Source organism: Engelhardtia mirabilis (genome assembly GCF_007748095.1).
In the GTDB taxonomy this organism is placed as follows: domain Bacteria; phylum Planctomycetota; class UBA1135; order UBA1135.
On record NZ_CP036287.1, the window covers coordinates 3,973,263 to 3,991,544 of the forward strand.

Here is an 18,282-nt window from a genome sequence, read left to right on the forward strand (position 1 = left end):
GACGCGAAGTCGCCGCGGCCCTTCTCGTCTGGGGCCGGTGTCCTGTGAAGCCGGTGTCACCGACCGGTGTGGGCGCCGGCTGCCTGAATGGCCCGAGGCCGAGGACCCCGGGCCCCGCTCACGTCGTCGATCGAAGTTGCCGAAAGACCTGGGCCATCGATCGGCGAAGTCGGCGGGCGGCGGCGGGCGGCTCGCTCACTCGAACTCGCCGGGGCGCGCTGCGGGGTCCACCTCGCCGCCTTCGATGCCGGCGGCGCCGCCGCGGCGGGGGTCGCTGAAGCCGCTGGGCAGGCCGCCGCGCTCGACTTCGATGCCCTGCACGCTGGCCCAGCGTCCGGGCTCGAGCATCAGCACGTGGCCGCGGGCCTCGAGTTCCGCCAACACCTGGGGCGACCAACCGGGTTCGACCCGCGTGAAGTCGGGCTTCCACTGCTGGTGCAGGCGCGGCGCGCGGATCGCCTCCTCGAGCGACTGACCGTAGACCAGCATCCGCAGGAGGACCTCGATCACCGAGGTGATGATGCGCGGACCGCCCGGGCTGCCGATCACGATCGTGACGACGCCGTCCCCGTCGACCACCACCGTGGGCGTCATCGACGACAGGGGCCGCCGGCCCGGGGCCAGTTGGTTCGCCTCGGAGCCGACCAGGCCGTAGTCGTTGGGCACGCCGGGGACGATCGAGAAGTCGTCCATCTCGTTGTTGAGCAGGAAGCCGGCGCGCGGGACCAGCACGCCGCTGCCGAACAGCGAGTTGATCGTGGTCGTCATGCTGACCGCGTTGCCGTCGCGATCGAGCACCGACAGGTGGGTCGTCTCGTCCCCCGCCTCGCGGGGCGTCGGCACCCAGGGCTGGACGTCGGGGTTGGCGCGCTCGCCGATCGACGTGCGGCGCTCGGCGATCCAAGCGGAGCTCAGCAGGGCCTTGACCGGCACCGGGTGCTGCTCGTCGGGGTCGCCCAGGTGCTGGGCGCGGTCGGCGAAGCCCATCCGTAGGGCCTCGATCCACCAGTGCAGCGCCCGCGAGCCGAGGCCCACCGAGAGGGCCAGGCGCTCCTCGTCGTCGCGCTCGGACTCGGCCCCTGCGCGCACGGTCTGGCGCTCCGCGTCGAGGGGGAAGCCGTCGAGCACGGCCAGGACCTGCAACAGCAGCACGCCACCGGAACTCGGCGGCGGCATCGTGATCAGTCGCTGGCCGCGGAAGGTCCCCTGCAGGGGCCGCATCCAGCGCGAGTGGTAGTCGCCCAGGTCCTGGTGGTCCATGACCCCGCCGCCGGCGCGGATCTCGGCCACGATGGCTTCGGCCACGTCGCCGGAGTAGAAGCCGTCGGCGCCGTCGGCGGCGTAGCGCTCCAGGGTGCGGGCCAGCTCCGGCTGGCGCAGCAGGTCGCCCTCCTCGAGGGCCTTGCCGCCGGGATAGAACAGGGCCCGAGCGGCCGGACTGGCCAGCAGACGCGCGCGGTGGGACTCGATCCGCAGGTGCATCGCCAGCCAGGCGTCGACCTCGAATCCGTCGCGGGCGAGGCGAATGGCCGGCTCCACGACTTCGCGCCATTCGAGCCGCCCGAAGCGCCGCTGGAGCGCCTCGAGACCGTCGGGCGAGCCGGGGACTCCGGGCGCCAGGTGTCCGACCAGGGAGCGCTCTCGGACCACCTTGCCGTCGGCGTCCAGGAACAGCTCCGGGACCAGGCGCCGCGGCGCGGTCTCGCGGAAGTCCAGGGCCCAGGCCGATTGGGGATCGGTGTGGGGCACCCACAGGGCGAAGCCGCCCCCACCCAGGTTGCCGGCCTGGGGGTAGACGACGGCCAAGGCCAAGGCGGTGGCCACGGCGGCGTCGGCCGCGTTGCCCCCTCGCACCAGGGTCTCCAGGCCGACTCCGGTCGCCAGGGGGTGCTCCGAGACCACGGCGCCGCGCTCGGGCGTGGGCCAATCGGGCTCGCGGCTGAGCTGCGGCAGGCCGGAGCAGCCTGCGAGCAGGGTCGCCAGGACGAGGGCCAGCCAGTGCTGGGCCCCGGCGGTCCGTGGGCGAAGCCCAGAGCCCGAAAGGTCAGCTCCAGCAGCCAGGTCGCGAGCTCCTGCCTGGTGGGCGGACCGAGCCGGGCGCCGCGCGCCGCGGCTCATCCGAAGACGGGCGGGTTCTCGCCCTCGCGCAGCTCCTCGACCTCGACGCCACGCTGGCGCAGGTAGGCGACCGCCTTGTCGATCTCGGCCGGTTCGCCCTCGATGTCGACGGCGACCATGGCCCGCTGCTCGTTGATGATCGCGGCTCTGATGTTGGGAACGACGTCGAACTCAGCCCCCAGCGTGTGGCTGATGATCGGTTCCTGAATCAGGTCCTGTGGGAAGGTGCAGAAGTACTTGCGCACGTGGTTACCGGTGGCTCCTGGCCGCGTTTCGATCCGCCCTGCGAACCCCTGCCGAGGCGAATCCGAGCGAGCATCCCAACACAAGCGCGACCATGGCTGCAAGGGGCCCATGGGGTCGCCGCCGGTCGGAGAACCAGTCGGTTCCCGCGGGTCCGTAGACGGACGGATGGCGCATCCAATCGACGCCGGCGGTTTCGGCGGCGACCGACAGGGGGGAGAGATCCAGGAGCGTGGCTGCGAGCTGCGGCCGTCGCTCCGCCCAGCCCCGCTCGACCAGATCGGCGCGGCCCGGTAGGGCGCAGAGAGTTACTGTCAACGCCAGGGTCGCCGTCGCCCCCGCCGGCGCCCAGGTGGGCCGCCGGGCGCCCCAGGCCAAGCCGGCAACGGCCAGCCCGAGGGCCGGTCCGAGGCCGAGCACCGCCCGAACGAGGCCAGGATCCACCTGCCGCTGGGGTCCCAGTGCCACCGCGCAGGCCACCGCGAGGCTCCAGGCCGCGGACGCACAGAGGGCGCCGATGACCGGCCGGACCCCCGCGGCCCCCGCCAACCAACCGGCGGCGCCACCGGTCCAGGTCAGCCAGGCGAGCAGGGCCAGAAGATCCGGCGCCCCACCCGTCCCCGGCAGTAGGACCGCAGGAAGGGGCAGGATCGCTACCATGAGCGCTCCCCACCACCGACCCGGTCCCTTCGAAGTCGTATTCGCTGCCATGGTGCTCCGGTCGCGCTCGGTATGAGAAGCGTAGCGAGCGTGCGGCTGCATCGAGCACCCCGTTCCAATTGGGTGTAGCGGCGCGCGCTGCACAAGGGATACGCAAGCAAACGGATCGAACGGGAACTGGTTCTCGTCAGAGCACTAGATCGGTGAGCTCGCCGTCTCCCACCGGCGAGTTGCGTCGTCAGAGCTCCCGTGAGCCGCGTCGCAAGGGATTTGAAAGCGCCGGACAAACTGCGACCTCGAGAGTCCATTCTCCAACGCTTCGAGATCCCCCTCCCGACCTCGAAGACCACCACACCGCCGCACAGGCTTTCCGGTATGTCCCTCTCGTCCCTCTCCATCGGCCCCATTCGTCGCCCATCATCGGCCGCCGCGCACAGGGTGCTCGGGCTCGCGATGGCTTCAACGGTCTTGATCGCGACGGCGAGCGTATCTGCCGCTGCGAGCCCTGCGGCTGCGCGCCCTGCCGCTGCGAGCCCTGCGGTCGTGCCGCAGACGGTCCAGGACCACGGCGCCGACCTGCGGGTCACGCCCTCGGACACGGGCAGCTACGTCGCCCGTGGCACGATGCCCCTCGGAAAGGGCTGGACCTGGACCGAGGATTGCCCATTCGGCCTGCGTCGCGGCGGCAAGGTCTACCCCGCCCAATGGTCCCCGGTGGCCTGGGATCACAGCGGTTCGGTCGCCGTGGTCGAGTTGGCGGCCCTGGTCGACCCGGAGCCCACGCTCCCCGCCGATCCCGATCCGATCAAGTTCGACGTCGTGCAGAGCGACGTGCCCTTCGCCTTCGCCTACCCGCCCCTCGATCCGGCCCTCGTGGATCTGGCCCTCTCGTTCGGGAAGCTGAGGCTGCAGGTCGACGACGCACTGGGGAACATCTACGCCGCGCCGATCAGCCTGCCCCTCGACTCGCCCCACTCCGAGATCGAAGTTGCGGGCCGCGCGAAGGCCGTCTACCACACCACCGCCAACCTGCAACTGGTGAAGGCCGTGTCGCCCAATCCCCTGGCGCAGATCGGCGGCCTGCAGGTGTGGATCACCCTGTACGCCGAGTCGAACGTGCTCGAGCTCGACCTGCGCTGGCACAACGCGACCATGGGTCACCAGGGCGAGATGGCCCCCGATGTGCTATTCAAGAACGTCGAGCTCGCCATGCCCCTGGGCTGGCGCGCGACCAGCCGCTGGCCCCTGCCGACTTCCGGACCGGTCTACGACCTCAACACCGCCGGTCGCACCAAGTCGGCGCTGCCGATCGTCGTCGCTGGCTCCACGCCCCACGTGCTGCGTCAACGCGGTAATCTCACCTGGCGCTTCGTGGTGCACCCCCAGGGGGTCGACGATCAGGTGCAGGAGAACATCGACCGCGTGGGCTGGGGGGCCGTGCGTGGCGAGGTCGGGGGTTGGCAAGACCCCTTCGCCCGTTCTTGGCTCGCGCAGCGCACCCTGCTGCCCGACCTCTCGGTCTGGGAGAACTCGCTCAAGAGTGAGCTCGAGGGCGATCGCGCCGAGATCGAGTTCGCCTTCGCCAACGGCACGCCCTACCTCTACACCAGCGGCGGCGTCGGCCAGATGGGTCCGTTCCACAGCATCGGCGTCAAGTACGGCGGGATGACTGGCGGCGCCGAGATCTACCAGACCCCCGGCGCCGACCTGATGTGGACGGCGGAGAACGACGGTCTGGTGGCCTTCGAGATGCTGCACCGCATGGTGCACGACCGCCAGTACGGTTGGTTCTTCGATACGGAAGGCAACCTGGTCAAGTCCTTCGACCTGGTGGATTCGAACGGCGCCCTGCCGGTCAACGTCTTCAACAACGAGTTCCTGGACGTGGCTAACCTTGGCGCGCTCGGCTTCGAGACCGTGCCGGACGTGTACGCCAACGTGCAGCCTCGGCCGACCTACGAGGACTCGCTGCTCGGGACCGATCCCTACAACGGATTGGAGCAGTACGACGCCCAGCACGGCGCGCGAGCGACCTACGCGTCGAAAGTGCTCGTGTGGGGCGCCAACGATCGCATGGCCCGGCAGGACCTGATCAACCAAGCTGCCCTGTGGCAGATGGAATTCCACGAGGGCCCCGGCGGTCGCCTGAAGACCCTCTACAACTGGGCCAAGCAGAATCCCCACGTGGCCGGCGAGTTCGGCCGCGGCGAAGCCTGGATCCTCGACGCCATGAGCCACTGGTACGCGATCGCGGACACGGCCGATCGCGCGCGGATGGATCCCTGGTTCCAGATGGTGGTCAAGACCCTCGAGAAGCTGCGCACGCCGATGGGCATCTTCTACGGCAACCGCGACGGCAAGATCACCAACTACTACCAGTTCCAGAACAAGTACGCGATCATCCAGTGGTACGAGCACGAGATCCTGATGCACACCCTGGCCTGCGTGCTGGAGTCGTGGGCAGCGGACGTGGCGACGCAGAACAAGCTCGCGATGTGGTTGGTCGAGGGAGTCCTGGCGTGCAATGACGTGGGTTGGAAGCCCGGCTCGGTCGGCACCTACGACCAGCAGGCCGTGGCTTGGATGGATCCCTCCCTGCCCGCCTTCGCCAACCTGGCCCAGATACCCACTGACGGCGCCGGGGGGGGGCCCGACGCCGACCAGATCGCCGGCCCGGTGGGCCTGGCGCTCCCCTATGCGCTGCCCCAGCAGGCGGTCCAGCTGTTCGGCATGGCCCAGGGATTGACGGGCGCCACGGATCCCCTGCAGGGCTTCGAGTCGCTCTACACCTACTACTTGGGTGTCGAGAACCGTGCTCCGCTCTTGGCCTGGCTGCAGGTCATCTTGCACTGATCTCAGGTCCTCGCCGTCGGCGATCTCGACCGCGACGACGGGAGCGCTATTCGGTGGCCCAGAGCGAATGCTCTGGGCCACTTCTCGTTCGACGAGCGCTTTCGAACAGAGGCGGGCCACGTGCTGAATTCAAGCCCTGAAGTCCAGCTCCCATGTCTGCTCGACGTTCGAGCTAAGCAAGGCCAACGTCGACAGCGCCCCCAGGGCCCCTCTCTCGCCCCCTGGTGTGTGCGAGATGGTTCAACCGTGTTCGACCTGAGAAACGGCCCAAACCTGATGGAACCTTCCCGCGTCTCATCCGACGCGTCCGGCGCGATGCCCCCCGTTGCGTGTCTGGACGTTGTCCCCCTCTCCCACCCCATCATCCATGCTCCGTTCCTCCATCGTGAGCGCGGTCGTCGCTCTCGCGTTCGCTGCCTCGTTCAACGCAGCGCCCGCCGACGTCCAGCACTACGGTCCGACGCTGCGCGTGACGCCATCTGACGCTTCCACCTACGTGGCACGCGGGACGATGCCCCTGCCGCCGGGCACCACCTGGTCGTTCCACTGCCCCTTCGGACTCCGACGCAACGGCACGGTCTATCCGACCCAGTGGTGGCCCGTCGCCTTCCACCCCGACGGGAGTGCGTCGGTGGTAGAACTGGCCGCGACCGTGCCTGGAGAGCCGAGCTTGCCGGCCGATCCCGGGCTGGTCGACTTCGAGATCGTCACCAGCGACCCGCCTTTCGCCCTGACCACGCCCCAGCTCGACTCGGGCCTGGTGTCGCTGCTGACCAAGCCGGGCAAGCTGCGCCTGCGTGTGACCGACTCACACGGCAACGAGTACACCGGCGATCTGAGCCAGTCGATCGTCTCGCCGGCCTCCGATCTGGAGGTCCTGGGGCGCGCCAAGCTGGTCTACATCACCGACGAGCTGCTGACCCTGACCAAGGGTGCTCCGGGCGCCTTGCCCTACCTGGGCGGGTTTCGGGCTTGGTTCACGGCCTACGACCAGGGTCGCGTGGTGGAGCTGGATCTGCGCTGGCACAACGCGGTCCTCAATCCGTTCGGACCGATGATCCCCGACGTGGTCTTCGAGAAGGTCGAGCTGCTCCTGCCGCCCGACTGGACTGCGACGCCCCGCTGGCCGATGCCGACCTCGGGCCCGGCCACCAACGCCAACGTCGACGGCAGTTCGACCAAGGTCTTCCCGATCATCGCCGACGGGCCGACCCCCCACCTGCTGCGCCAGCGCGGCAACTTGACCTGGCGCCTGGTTCTGAGCCGGGCCGGTGACGGCGGCGAGCGAGACGACGCGATCGATCGGCGCGGCTGGGGCACCGTCCAGGGTGGACCGAAGGGTTGGAGCGACCCGGCAACCTCGAACTGGCTGCCCTCCCACGTGCCGGTCCCGGACCTGTCGCCCTGGGAGCCGTCGATCACCAACGAGCTGCGCGGGGATCGCAACCAGATCGAGTTCGCCTTCGCCAACGGCACGCCCTACTACTACGCCGGTGGCCTGGGTGCGCTTGGGCCGTACCACACCTATGGGGTGACCTACGGGGGCATGACCAGCGGCTCGGAGATCTACCAGGTCGCCGGAACCGACCTGGTCTGGAGCGGTGAGAACGATGGCCTGGTCGCCGAGGAGATGCGTCACCGGATGGTGCTCGATCGCCAGTTCGGCTGGTTCTACGACCCCTTCGGAAACCTGGTCGACGCCTTCATGCTGGAGCAGCCGGACGGATCCCTCCCGGTCAACGTCTTCAACAACGACTTCATCAACATCGCGAACCAGGGCGACCTCGGCTTCAGTGAAGCGGAGGACGTCTACGCCGACGTTCTGCCGAGACCGACCTACGAGACGGTCGTGCTCGGGACCAATCCCTACGACGGCCTCGAGCAGCACGACTCCCAGCACGCGACCCGGGCGATGTACCCGATGAAGACGCTGGTCTGGGCCGCCAACGACCGCATGGCGCGCCACGATCTGTTGGCCCAGGCCTCCCTGTGGCACATGCAGATGCACGATGGCCCGGGTGGACGCCTGGCGGCTCTCAACCAATGGGGCAAGGAACATCCCCACGCAGGTGGCGAGTTCGGCCGCGGCGAAGCGTGGATCCTGGACGCGGTTGCAACCTGGTACGCCCTCGAGTGGCCCGGCAAGCGCGAGAAGCTCGACGACTGGATGTCCATGGCGGTCGAGACCCTGTTGGAGCTCAAGACGCCCCTCGACGTCTTCTACGGCAATCGTGAGGGCAAGATCACGGAGTACTACGAGTTCAACAAGCAGTACGCGATCATCCAGTGGTTCGAGCACTCGATCGCCATCAGCACGATCGCATCGGTGCGCGAGAGTTGGGCCCACGACCCCACCACGAAGGCGGCCCTCGAGGACCTGATCGTCAAGGGCGCCTTGGCCATCTGGCGCACGGGTTCGAAGCCCGGGACCAGCGGTCCCTACGAGCAGCAGGCCGTGGCCTGGATCGACCCCGACCTTCCGGCCTTCACTACGCCCCAGGAGATCCCCAGCGACGGCACCGGCGGTGGCCCGGACAACGACCAGGTCGCCGGCCCCTTGGGCTTCGCAGCCCGCTATGCCACCGGTGCCCAGGCCATGGAGGTGCTCGAGTACGCCTCGACGCTGATGGGCTCCGGCGATCCCTTGGGCGCACTGGAGAACCTGACCACCTACTACCTCAACCTGGAGAACCGGGCGCCCCTGGTGGCCTGGCTGCAGTTGATGCAGAAGTGAGCCGGCCCGCCGCCCGCGCGGGCGACCAGGGCGAGCCCCGTGGCTCGGGTCTGCCGAGCTGAGATCCCGGAGCGCTCCACCGGTCCACGGTGGAGCGCTCCGTCGCTGGCGGGCGAGCGATCCCGCTCCCGGCCGGCTTCCTGGGGGCTGGAGGGCACTCCCGCCCCGCGCTACACTCTCCCGCCTGCACGGACGGCGGCATAGCCAAGTGGTAAGGCAATGGATTGCAAATCCATCACCCCCGGTTCGATTCCGGGTGCCGCCTCCAACATCGTCCGAGGGCCGCGCCGACCCGCCCCATCTGGAGCTGGGCGCACGAGGCACAGACGGATCCCCTAGACTCCACCGCCTGGACTCCGACGTCGGCGCACGCGCTGGCCGGGCCCACGGGGTAGTGGCGAAATCGGTAGACGCAGCGGCCTTAAAAGCCGCAGTCCCCTGGGACGTGTGGGTTCGAGTCCCACCTACCCCACTCCGGTTCAGCCAGCGTCCGGGTCGATCGACGACTGATTGGCTCGAGGACTGATTGGCTCTTGTACCGAGTCACTATTGGACCGGGTCGGTCGAGCGCGACGTCAGTCGAGGGCGACGACGACTTCGAGGTCGCCGTCCAGGGGCAGGTCGAGTTCGCGCTCGATCGGTTCACGACCTTCGAGCTCGACCACGAGGCGCGTCGCGGCGGGGTCGATCGGAGTCCAGGAGCGCGCCGGTCGACCGGGTTGCGGCAGACCCTCGCGCTCGGCGCTCGACTGGTCGTAGAAGCTCAGGCGCCTCCAGCCGCCCGGCTCCAAGACTTCGACAGCGCCGCGCGGTTCCCAGCCTTCCCTGGGAGGCTCCAGGGTCAACACCAGGCGCTGCCCGGACCAGACCGGTAGCTCGAGGCGACGCGCATCCCCCGCTCGCAACTCGAACTCCAGCTCGACCGGCGCGAAGGGCAGGGACAGGGTCGGATGGCGCGGGTCGCGATCGCCGACCGCCTCCAGGCGTAGGCGCCATCGACCGGGCTCCAGCGGACCGATCCAGCCCTCGGCGTCAGGCGCGACTTCGAGCGGATGCTGTGCGCCACCGTCCTCCAGTCGCCACAGGCTCGTGCTCGCGGCCAGGGCCCCCCCGCCCGGCGCGATCGCGACGGCGAGCAAGCGCGCCACACCCGGCAGGCCCAGGGCCCGCATCTCGACCCGCACCACTCCCGTCGGCTCGTCGCCCAGATCCACCTGCGACGCCACACGCAGGCCGCCTGCCCCCTGGGCCTCCAGCTCCAAACGCGCCGCGGCCGGCACCAGCAGGGTGCGTTGACCGCGGGCGGAATCCAGCGGGCCACCGGTCTCGAAAGCCGAACCGTCGGGGCCGACGCCACGGACCCGCACCCGGCCCTCGCGCAGCGGCAGGCCGCCACCGTCCGTTGCGACCACCTCGACCAGCAGGGCGTCGATCGAGACGACCTCGCGCTGGCTCCGCTCGCGAGCGGAGACGAGCGATGCAGGGTGTGACGTGATCCACAGGCGCGCCCACGACTCGTCGGCGCCCAGCCGAGCCTCGAGCAGGTGCTCGCCAGGTGTCAGGCCCGTCAGGTCGAAGCGTCCCAGGGGATCGGTGTGGGCGACGCGGACCTCGGCCTCGGCGGCGATCGCTTCCATCCCCGCCGTAGCGATCCCCGACGCGTCTCCCTCCAGGGCGACCAGCCGCGCCCGCAGCTCGACGCCCGAGACCGGGGTCCCGTCCGGCAGCAACAACTGACCCAGGATGGACGCCTCCGAGGACAGCACCAACTCGTCGAGCCAGGCGCTCTCGGTCGGAGCCGGCCGCCAGTGGACCGCGCCCTCGTCGGCGATCACGATCACGGCGTCGCGACCCAGGGCCTGGCGCGCGGGCCGTAGCAGCAGCAGTCCGCCGGAGTCGGTTCGCGCACGGGCCAGGATGCGTCCGCCAGGACCGGCGACAACAGCCGACGCGCCCGCGACCGGACGACCCAGGGAGTCGAGCACCCGCGCTGCGAGGGCCACGTTGGCGCTGGGCGGCGATTCGTCAGCGGGGGTCGGCCCGTGGTCCTCGGGCTCGACCTCAGGACTCGAGCCGAATGCGGGCTCCGGCGCCGGGTCAGCCGACTTGGGCGGCAACCACAGGCCCCAGGCCAACAATGCTGCGCCCGCTGCCAAACCCGCGCTGGCCACCAGTCGCAGTCCGCCCGCCGGTCCGCGGGCGCCGGACCTCCTGGCCTTCACGATCGGATCGACCGGGTCCCCTCGAGACTCACGACGGCGCCACCCTGATCGAACCCGACGACCGGATCGATCGAGGGACCCGGCCCGATCGAGGCTCCATCTCGATCTTCGTCCGCCGTCGCCCGGCGACGAAGGCCTCCGTGCTGAATCTCGCCGTCGGCATCGCTCTCCTCGGTGGCCTCCAATCCCCGGTAGTCGCCCGAGCCGATGTCGCGCTTGGCTGAATCCAGGATCAACCACAGCCCCACCGTCGCCGCGATCATCAGCGACAACAGGACCAGCAAGATGATCAGGTTCTTCCCGCGCCGCCCCAGTGCCAAGTGCGAACTCCTCGGGCCTCAGCCCCGCTCGCCGATCGGCACGTAGGGTCGCTCGGCGACACCCACGTAGACCTGGCCGGGACGGTAGAGCTTGTTGTCCTGCATCTGCTCGTGCAGGTGCGCCATCCAGCCCGCCGTGCGCGCGATGGCGAAGATCGGCGTGAACTGGTCCGTGGGGATGCCGAGCTTCGAGTAGACGATACCGCTGAAGAAATCGACGTTGGGGTGGATGCCCTTGTCGCCCAAGCGATCCACGACGACTTGCTCGAGCTTGAGCGCCACGTCGTAGATCGGAGTGCTGCCGAGCTCGTCGAAGAGCTTGACTGCGAGACTCTGCAGGGCGTGGCTGCGGGGATCCTTGACCGAGTAGACCCGGTGCCCGAAGCCCATGATCTTGCCCTTGTTCGCGAACTGGTCCTGGGCCCAGGCGTCGACGGCTTCGACCGAACCGATCGACTGAAGCGAAGCCAGGACGCGTTCGTTGGCGCCCCCGTGGAGCGGACCCGAGAGGGCCCCTACACCGCCGCAGATCGAGGCGTAGGGATCAGCCTGGGTGCCATAAACCACGCGCGCGGCGAAGGTCGACGCGTTCATCGTGTGGTCGGCGTGCAGCACCAGGGCGCAGTCCAAGATGCGCTCGGCGATCTTGCTGGGACGGTCGCCGGTCAACTGCAGCAGGAAGTTCCCGGCGGTCGACAGGGTCGGATCCGGCGAGATCGGATCCTGACCGCGGCGGAAGCGCTCGTGCGTCGCGACGATCGAGGGCACCGCCGAGAGCAGCCGCAACCAAGCGCCGCGGAAGGCGGCCTCGTCCCCGAAGGGCACCCGGGGCTCGCAGGCTCCGAGCGCGGCGACCGCTGCCTGAAGGACCGCCATCGGATGGGCGTCCTTCGGCATGTCGTGCAGCATCGAAACGAGCGGCGACGGCAGCTCGCGGTGCTGACCCAGCTCCTTGCGGAAGCTCTCGAGTTGCGCGGCGGTCGGCAACTCCCCCTCCATCAGCAACCAGGCGGTCTCCTCGAAGGTGCTCTCGACGGCGAGCTCTTCGATCCGGTATCCGCGGTACTGCAGGATGCCGGCAGCGCCGTCGATGTAGCTGATCGCCGACTCAGCCGCGGGAACGCCAGCGAGTCCGGGAACGAGTTCTTTCTGTGCCACTGTTCGAGAAGGGACGGTTGGGGAAGGTTTCGTTTCGGCGGGGAGGGCCGGCGCTCTGCCGAGGCACTCGCCGCTGCGGTTGGGTCGACGGGATCGGGGGCCGGTGTCGCCGCTGCAGGTGGGCCTGGAGCGGCCCGCCGCGACGCGGCCCTCGAGATTGGGCCTGAGATGGTACGCGCTGGAACCGGTCATTAGGCCGGGCTTGGCGCCGATCGAACCCCTCCGGTCACGGATCGGCTGCTCTGCAGCGGTCCGTCCCGGACTCAGGCCCGCGCCGGCGCCGACGCTGCGGAGAAACCCTCGAACAGCGCCGGAGACCGAGGGGCGACCGGGGCCAGGCGGGTCAAGACTCGGTCAGGTACTCCATCAGCAGCCGCGGGCCGACACCGGAGCCCATCGGGCCGCCGGTGTAGTCCCGATCGAGGCTGCCCCAGGCAGTTCCTGCGATGTCCAGGTGGCACCAGGGGGTCTCCCCCACGAAGTTCGACAAGAAGGCCGCGCCGGAGGTCGAGCCGTTGCCCTGCCCGGGGGTGTTGATGTTCCGCAGGTCGGCCACGGTGCCCTTCATCTGCTCCTTGTGGCACTCCAAGAGCGGCAGCTCCCAGACCGGCTCGCCGGTTGCGTCCCCCGCGGCGCGCAGGCGATCGCGCAGCTCCGGGGTCGACGGGAACATGCCGGTCAGCTCGTGGCCCAGGGCGATGATCACCGCGCCGGTCAGGGTCGCCAGGTCGATGATCTCGTCCGGCTTGACCTTGGTGGTGGTGTAGCAGAGCGCGTCGGCCAGGATCAGGCGGCCCTCGGCGTCGGTGTTGATGACCTCGATCGTCGTGCCGTTCATGGCCGTGTGCACGTCGCCGGGCTTCGTGGCCTGGCCGTCGGGCAGGTTCTCCGAAGCCGGCACGATGCCGTGCACCTCGTGGGGGCAGCCCAGGGCCGCCAGGGCGTGGAAGGTGCCGAGCACCGCGGCGCCGCCGGACATGTCGTATTTCATGTCCTCCATCTTCGCGGCCGGCTTGATGCTGATGCCGCCTGCGTCGAAGGTCAGGCCCTTGCCGACCAGCGCCACCTTGCGGGAGCCGCGGGCGCGCTTGGTGGGCTTGTAGACCAGGTGGATCAGCTTGGCGGGCTCGCGCGAGCCGTTGCTGACGCCGAGCAGGGCGCCCATGCCCAGCTTCTTCATCTCCGCTTCCTCGATCACCTTGATCGTGAGGCGCGGGGACGACCCGGCCAGCTTGCGGGCGGCGGCGGCGAGCTTGGTCGGCGTCAACGCGTTGCCGGGCGCGTTCTGCAGGTCGCGGGTGAACAGGTTCGCGTCGGCCAGGGCCGCGCCGCGCTCGACGCCCCGCTTGAACTCGGTGCCCTTGCCGATCAGCGTCGCGCCCGCGAGGGACGGCTTCTCGGCCTTGGACTTCATCTCCGTGTACTTGTAGGTCCCCATCACCGCGCCCTCGGCCAGGGAGCGCCCGGTGCCCTCCGCGCCACATCCGACGGAGTCGTCGGCGTCGGACGTCCACAGGGTGTAGCTCTTCAGCCCCAGGCTCTCCGCACGCTTCGACGCGATCGCGCCCGCACGGCGTTGGGCCTCCCAGTTGGCGGCGTCGCGCTTGCCCAGGCCGACCAGCAGGACCCGCTCGGCATCGCCGCCAGTGGGGTCGACCAACCGCGCCTCACGAGCCTTGCCCTTGAAGTCCGCCAGCGCGGTCGCCGGCAGGGTCACGCCCGGCGGCAGGGAGAGCGTCTCGCCCTCACAGCACAACAGCACCAGCAGGGGGGTCTTGGCGAGCTTGGCGGAGCGGTCCTTGGTCGTGATCTTCATCGGGGGGAGCGGTGCGTCGGTCGGGGTCGAGGGCGGTTGGTCGGGATTCGCCGCGGCTGCTCGGCTCGCGAGTCGGGGCCGAGCGCTGGGGCTGGATTCGGGGCAACAGGGGGGCGTCGCGGGGATGAGCCGCCCCCGTGCTCACATGTCGATGTACTTGGGACCGCCGCCACCCTCGGGCACGGTCCACTCGATGACCTGGTAGGGATCGGCCACGTCGCAGGTCTTGCAGTGCACGCAGTTGCTGGCGTTGATCATCACGCCGTCCTTGGCCGAACGCTCGGTCCACTCGTAGACGGCCGCCGGGCAGAAGTTCTGGCACGGATTGCCGAACTCCTCGGTGCACCTGGTGACGCAGATGTCCGGGTCGGTGATCACCAGGTGACTGGGCTGGTCCTCCTCGTGGACCGCGCCCGAGTGGTACACGTCGGTCAGCTTGTCGAGGGACAGACCGTCGTCGAAGGTCGGCTTGGTGAGCAGCGACTTGTCGATGCGCTCGGTGTACTGGTAGTCGGGATGCACGCCGCGCCGGGCCTTGAGGCCGCGGCCACCCGTGATCATCTGCAGGCCGGCGTCGATCGAGCCGGCGAAGAAGCCCTCCGCGAAGGCCTGGCGGAAGTTGCGCACGCCCCACAGCTCTGCCTTGATCCACGAGCCCTCGACCAGCTCCTCGTAGCGCTTCAACTTGCCCGCCGAGGTGTCGTCCGCGGCCAGGGCGTCGATCAGCGCTTCCGCCGCGAGCATGCCCGACTTCATCGCCAGGTGGATGCCCTTGAGCCGCGCCATGTTGACGAAGCCGGCGCAGTCGCCGATCAACATGAAGCCGTCGCCATAGGTGCGCGGCAGGCTGTAGTAGCCGCCGCCGGGGATGGTCTTCGCTCCGTAGCGCTCGATCTTGCCGCCCTCGAGCAGCTCCGCGAGCGCCGGGTGCTGCTTCCACTGCACGAACAGGGCGTGGGGATCGAGCTTCGCGTCGGGGTGGTCGAGGCCCACGACGAAGCCGATCGACAGCTTGTTGTCCTTCTGGCCGTAGATCCAACCGCCGCCGTAGCCGCGGGTGCCGAGCGGGTGCAGGGCGGTGTGGATCACCGAACCGAGCATCTGCTTGCCGCGCTCCTCGGGGATCGACCAGATCTCCTTGATGCCGGTCTCCCAGATCTGCGGGTTCTTGCCAGCGTCCAGACCGAGCTTCGAGATCAAGCCCTTGGTCAGGCTGCCTCGCGTGCCCTCGGCGAAGACCGTGGCGCGGGCCTTCACGTTCATGCCCGGCTCGAAGTTGCCCTTCTGGCTGCCGTCCTTGGCGAGCCCTGAGTCGCGGGTCTGCACCCCCACCACGCGGTCGCCGTCGTACAGCACTTCACTCGCCGCGAAGCCCGCGTAGATGTCGATGCCCAGCTCCTCGGCCTGGTCCTTCAACCAGCGCACGACCTTGTAGAGGCTGACGATGTAGTTGCCGTGGTTCTTGAACTGCGGCGGGACCAGGGCGCCCTTGAGGCGGAACTTGCCCCCGCCGGCGAAGAGCACGTCGACGCAGTCGAAGGTGACCTCGCTCTCCACCGGGCAGCCCTGCTCGAGGAAGTCCGGGAAGAGCTCCTGCATCGCGCGCGGATCCATGACCGCGCCCGAGAGGGTGTGGTAGCCGATGTCCTCGGCCTTCTCGAGGATCAGGATCGACAGCTCCTGGCCCTTGGCCTGGGCCAGGCGTTGGAGCGTGATGGCGGAGGCCAAGCTGGCCGCGCCGGCACCCACGAAGAGCACGTCGACCTCGAACTCCTCACGCTCCACGCCGCTGGCGTTGAGGTTGACCCCCCCCACGCGGCCGATCCGCGCGGTGCGGTCGGCGCCGGGCAGGCCGGTCAGGGGGCTCAGGTGCGCGCCGTTCGCGGCGGTCGTACTCGATCCTGCGGTGCTCATGTCGGGGGAGCGATCGGGCCGTGCTACCGAGCCCGGCGCGCGGTCTCGGTCGCGTTGGGGCGGACTGGGCGGGCGGGACGGACGGTCCTTGACGGGCTCGTCCCGGGTTGGATCCGCGCGGACGTGTGGAGCAGAGGACCGCCAGCGGCGGGCCCCATCACGCCGATTCGCGGCCGCGCAGGGTAGCAACGGCGGGCGGGCGTTTGAAGGCGGGGGCCAGCCGCGGGAGGCCGTGGGAGCCGACCCCAGGCGCCCGCACCCGACTCAGGAACGGTCGCCGATCCAATGGTGCCCATCGCCATAGTGCTCTTTCTTCCAGACCGGCAGACGGGCCTTCAGCTCGTCGATCAGGAAGCGGCAGGCACGGAAGGCGGCGTCGCGGTGGGGACTCGCCACGGCCACCACGACCGAGGGTTCGCCCAGGCCCACGGCGCCGGTGCGATGGACGCACAGCATTCGCAGGCTGCGCCCCTCGGGAGAGTCGTAGGCCGGCTCCTCGCTGCCGCCCTCGCCGAAGAGCGCGCGGCAGTCCTCGAACACCCGCTCCATCTCGGGACCGGCCATGGCGGCGAAGGCCTCGTACTCGAGCCGGTCGACGTCCTGGCCCCGGTTGCGGTTGCGGGTCGTGCCCGTGAAGACCACCGAGGCGCCGCAGGACTCGTGGGTCACCCGCGCCAGGCAGGCCCCGGGATCGAGCGGCTCGGACGAGAGCTCGAACAGGCCCCGCTCGAGCAACTCGTCCTCCCCCGGCTCGCCCCCGGAGACCGGAGGCAAGAGGTGCAGGACCTCGGACCCGTCGACGGCCTGGCCGTCGGGCACGTAGCGCGTGCCGAGCACCCCGCGCACGTGGTCCAGGTTCCCCAGCTCGGGCCAGCGCTCGGCCACCAGCCGCTTGGCTCCGGCCACGGTCAGGTCGTCGGGGACGCCGTCGAGGGTCAAGTGTTCGGCGCCGGCCCGCTCGCGCAGGACCGCGTGGAGTTGGATCGTGATCTGCATTCTGAGGAGGCCCGCTATCCCAACGACGGCCGGGTCCGCCTACAAGGTCCTGTCCGGCCAGACCCTGGTCATCAGGCCAGCGGTAGACTTGGCGGTTCGAATCGCACGATGGAAGACCGCGACACCACCTCCCCCAGCTCCCAGGAGCTGCCCCTACACCCGTCCCAGGACCAGCCGGCCCTGGGCGGCTCTCCGTCGGAGCTGGACCTGCCCCCCCACCTGGTCGGGGCCAGCCAGGAGGCGATCTGGGAGTGGGTGCGCGAGACCGGTACGAACCCCCTGCCCGTGCGCGCCCTGCAGATCGAGACGACGTCGATCTGCAACTTCCGCTGCCAGTCGTGCCCCCTTTCTCTGGACGGCTACGACCGGCCCACCGAGCACCTCTGCCTGGCCGAGTTCAACCGGATCCTCGACGCCTTCCCCGGGGTCGAGAAGGTCGAGCTCCAGGGCCTGGGCGAGGTCTTCCTGAACCCCGAGCTGTTCGCCCTCGTGCGCGCGGCGCGCGAGCGCGGGATCGAGGTCCACACCTACTCGAACGCCTCGAAGGTCACCGCCGAGGCGGCCTTCGGCCTGATCGAGTCCGGCCTGGCGTTGATCAATTTCTCCATGGACGGGGCCGACGCGGAGACCTTCCGCAGCCTGCGCAAGGGCGGACAACTGCGCGTCTACAAGCGCTGCGTGTCGAACCTGCTCGCGGCGCGGCGCGCCCTGGGCTCGACGACGCCTTCGATCGGCGTGATGAGCGTGCTCTCCAAGCGCAACCTGAAGCAGGTCCCCGAGCTGCTCGCCATCGCCGAGGAGCTGGGCGTCGACGCGATCACCTTCACCAAGCTCAACGGCAGCCACGTGGCCGGCCAGGAAGTCCTCGAGCTGGACGAGGCCGACCGCGAGTGGCTGCGCTCCCTGCCCCCCTACGACGGCCCGCTGCAGGTCCACTGGGGCTTCGAGCCCTGGACCAAGGAGCAGCGCATGGACTGCTACTGGCCGCGGCACATGGCCTACGTGACCGTCGAGGGCGACGTCACCCCCTGCTGCAACTTCTTCGACAGCCGCGAGCTGAACCTCGGCAACGTGCACGAGAAGACCGGCCGCGAGATCTGGAACGACGTCCCCTACCGCCAGTTCCGCAAAGATCTGCTGGCCGGGGACCTGCACGAGAAGTGCAAGCGCTGCTGAGCGCGCAGCCCACGTCGGCGGGTCGGGTTTGGGCCCGGACGCCGAGAGATCGGGCCAAGGCACGGGCGCGCT

General features: G+C 69.6%; 11 protein-coding genes and 2 tRNA genes. 5 read left to right on the forward strand and 8 right to left on the reverse strand.

Annotation, left to right across the window (positions count from 1 at the left end; translation table 11 throughout):
* Positions 1-195: 195 nt before the first annotated feature.
* Positions 196-2,118 (reverse strand): gamma-glutamyltransferase family protein, encoded by a 1,923-nt coding sequence (locus Pla133_RS14730; protein ID WP_145066527.1) that lies wholly within the window; start codon positions 2,116-2,118, stop codon positions 196-198.
* On the reverse strand, positions 2,115-2,363 hold the full coding sequence (locus Pla133_RS14735; protein ID WP_419191554.1) for an NIL domain-containing protein: 249 nt from the start codon (positions 2,361-2,363) through the stop codon (positions 2,115-2,117). The genes Pla133_RS14730 and Pla133_RS14735 overlap by 4 nt, the downstream gene beginning before the upstream one ends.
* A 1,201-nt stretch (positions 2,364-3,564) precedes the next feature.
* Here Pla133_RS14735 and Pla133_RS14740 point away from each other — a divergent pair.
* From Pla133_RS14740 to Pla133_RS14755, 4 genes are all read left to right on the forward strand, one after another.
* Positions 3,565-5,874, forward strand: coding sequence for a hypothetical protein (locus Pla133_RS14740; RefSeq protein ID WP_145066532.1), 2,310 nt, complete (start codon positions 3,565-3,567; stop codon positions 5,872-5,874).
* 367 nt (positions 5,875-6,241) lie between these two features.
* Positions 6,242-8,608, forward strand: a complete 2,367-nt coding sequence (locus Pla133_RS14745) for a hypothetical protein (RefSeq protein ID WP_145066534.1) — start codon at positions 6,242-6,244, stop codon at positions 8,606-8,608.
* A 194-nt stretch (positions 8,609-8,802) separates the two neighbouring features.
* Positions 8,803-8,876 (forward strand) — tRNA-Cys (locus Pla133_RS14750).
* A gap of 120 nt (positions 8,877-8,996) precedes the next feature.
* Positions 8,997-9,080, forward strand: a tRNA-Leu gene (locus Pla133_RS14755).
* Between the two features lie 103 nt (positions 9,081-9,183).
* On the opposite strand, the gene Pla133_RS14760 is transcribed toward Pla133_RS14755, so the two are convergent.
* From Pla133_RS14760 to Pla133_RS14785, 6 genes are all read right to left on the reverse strand, one after another.
* Entirely contained in the window at positions 9,184-10,830 is a 1,647-nt protein-coding gene (locus Pla133_RS14760) for a carboxypeptidase-like regulatory domain-containing protein (RefSeq protein WP_145168414.1), read from the reverse strand.
* On the reverse strand, positions 10,827-11,150 hold the full coding sequence (locus Pla133_RS14765) for a hypothetical protein (protein WP_145066538.1): 324 nt from the start codon (positions 11,148-11,150) through the stop codon (positions 10,827-10,829). The genes Pla133_RS14760 and Pla133_RS14765 overlap by 4 nt, the downstream gene beginning before the upstream one ends.
* Positions 11,151-11,168: 18 nt before the next feature.
* Complete coding sequence (locus tag Pla133_RS14770; RefSeq protein ID WP_419191555.1) at positions 11,169-12,308, reverse strand: citrate/2-methylcitrate synthase; 1,140 nt, start codon at positions 12,306-12,308, stop codon at positions 11,169-11,171.
* A 343-nt stretch (positions 12,309-12,651) separates the two neighbouring features.
* Entirely contained in the window at positions 12,652-14,124 is a 1,473-nt protein-coding gene (locus Pla133_RS14775) for a leucyl aminopeptidase family protein (protein WP_145066542.1), read from the reverse strand.
* Positions 14,125-14,265: 141 nt separating this feature from the next.
* The gene (locus tag Pla133_RS14780) at positions 14,266-16,038 is read right to left on the reverse strand and encodes an electron transfer flavoprotein-ubiquinone oxidoreductase (RefSeq protein ID WP_145066544.1); all 1,773 of its coding nucleotides are present in this window, start codon (positions 16,036-16,038) and stop codon (positions 14,266-14,268) included.
* 264 nt (positions 16,039-16,302) lie between these two features.
* Positions 16,303-17,034, reverse strand: coding sequence for a molybdenum cofactor biosynthesis protein (locus Pla133_RS14785; protein WP_145066545.1), 732 nt, complete (start codon positions 17,032-17,034; stop codon positions 16,303-16,305).
* A 108-nt stretch (positions 17,035-17,142) separates the two neighbouring features.
* Between Pla133_RS14785 and Pla133_RS14790 the strand changes: the two genes are divergently transcribed.
* Complete coding sequence (locus tag Pla133_RS14790) at positions 17,143-18,210, forward strand: radical SAM protein (protein ID WP_145066547.1); 1,068 nt, start codon at positions 17,143-17,145, stop codon at positions 18,208-18,210.
* Positions 18,211-18,282: the final 72 nt, after the last annotated feature.

Bases quoted from the DNA above. Each gene is read 5' to 3' on its own strand.
- Pla133_RS14730 (WP_145066527.1), bottom strand. From the start codon at position 2,118: ATGAGCCGCGGCGCGCGGCGCCCGGCTCGGTCCGCCCACCAGGCAGGA.
- Pla133_RS14745 (WP_145066534.1), top strand. From the start codon at position 6,242: ATGCTCCGTTCCTCCATCGTGAGCGCGGTCGTCGCTCTCGCGTTCGCT.
- Pla133_RS14775 (WP_145066542.1), bottom strand. From the start codon at position 14,124: ATGAAGATCACGACCAAGGACCGCTCCGCCAAGCTCGCCAAGACCCCC.
- Pla133_RS14780 (WP_145066544.1), bottom strand. From the start codon at position 16,038: ATGAGCACCGCAGGATCGAGTACGACCGCCGCGAACGGCGCGCACCTG.
- Pla133_RS14785 (WP_145066545.1), bottom strand. From the start codon at position 17,034: ATGCAGATCACGATCCAACTCCACGCGGTCCTGCGCGAGCGGGCCGGC.
- Pla133_RS14790 (WP_145066547.1), top strand. From the start codon at position 17,143: ATGGAAGACCGCGACACCACCTCCCCCAGCTCCCAGGAGCTGCCCCTA.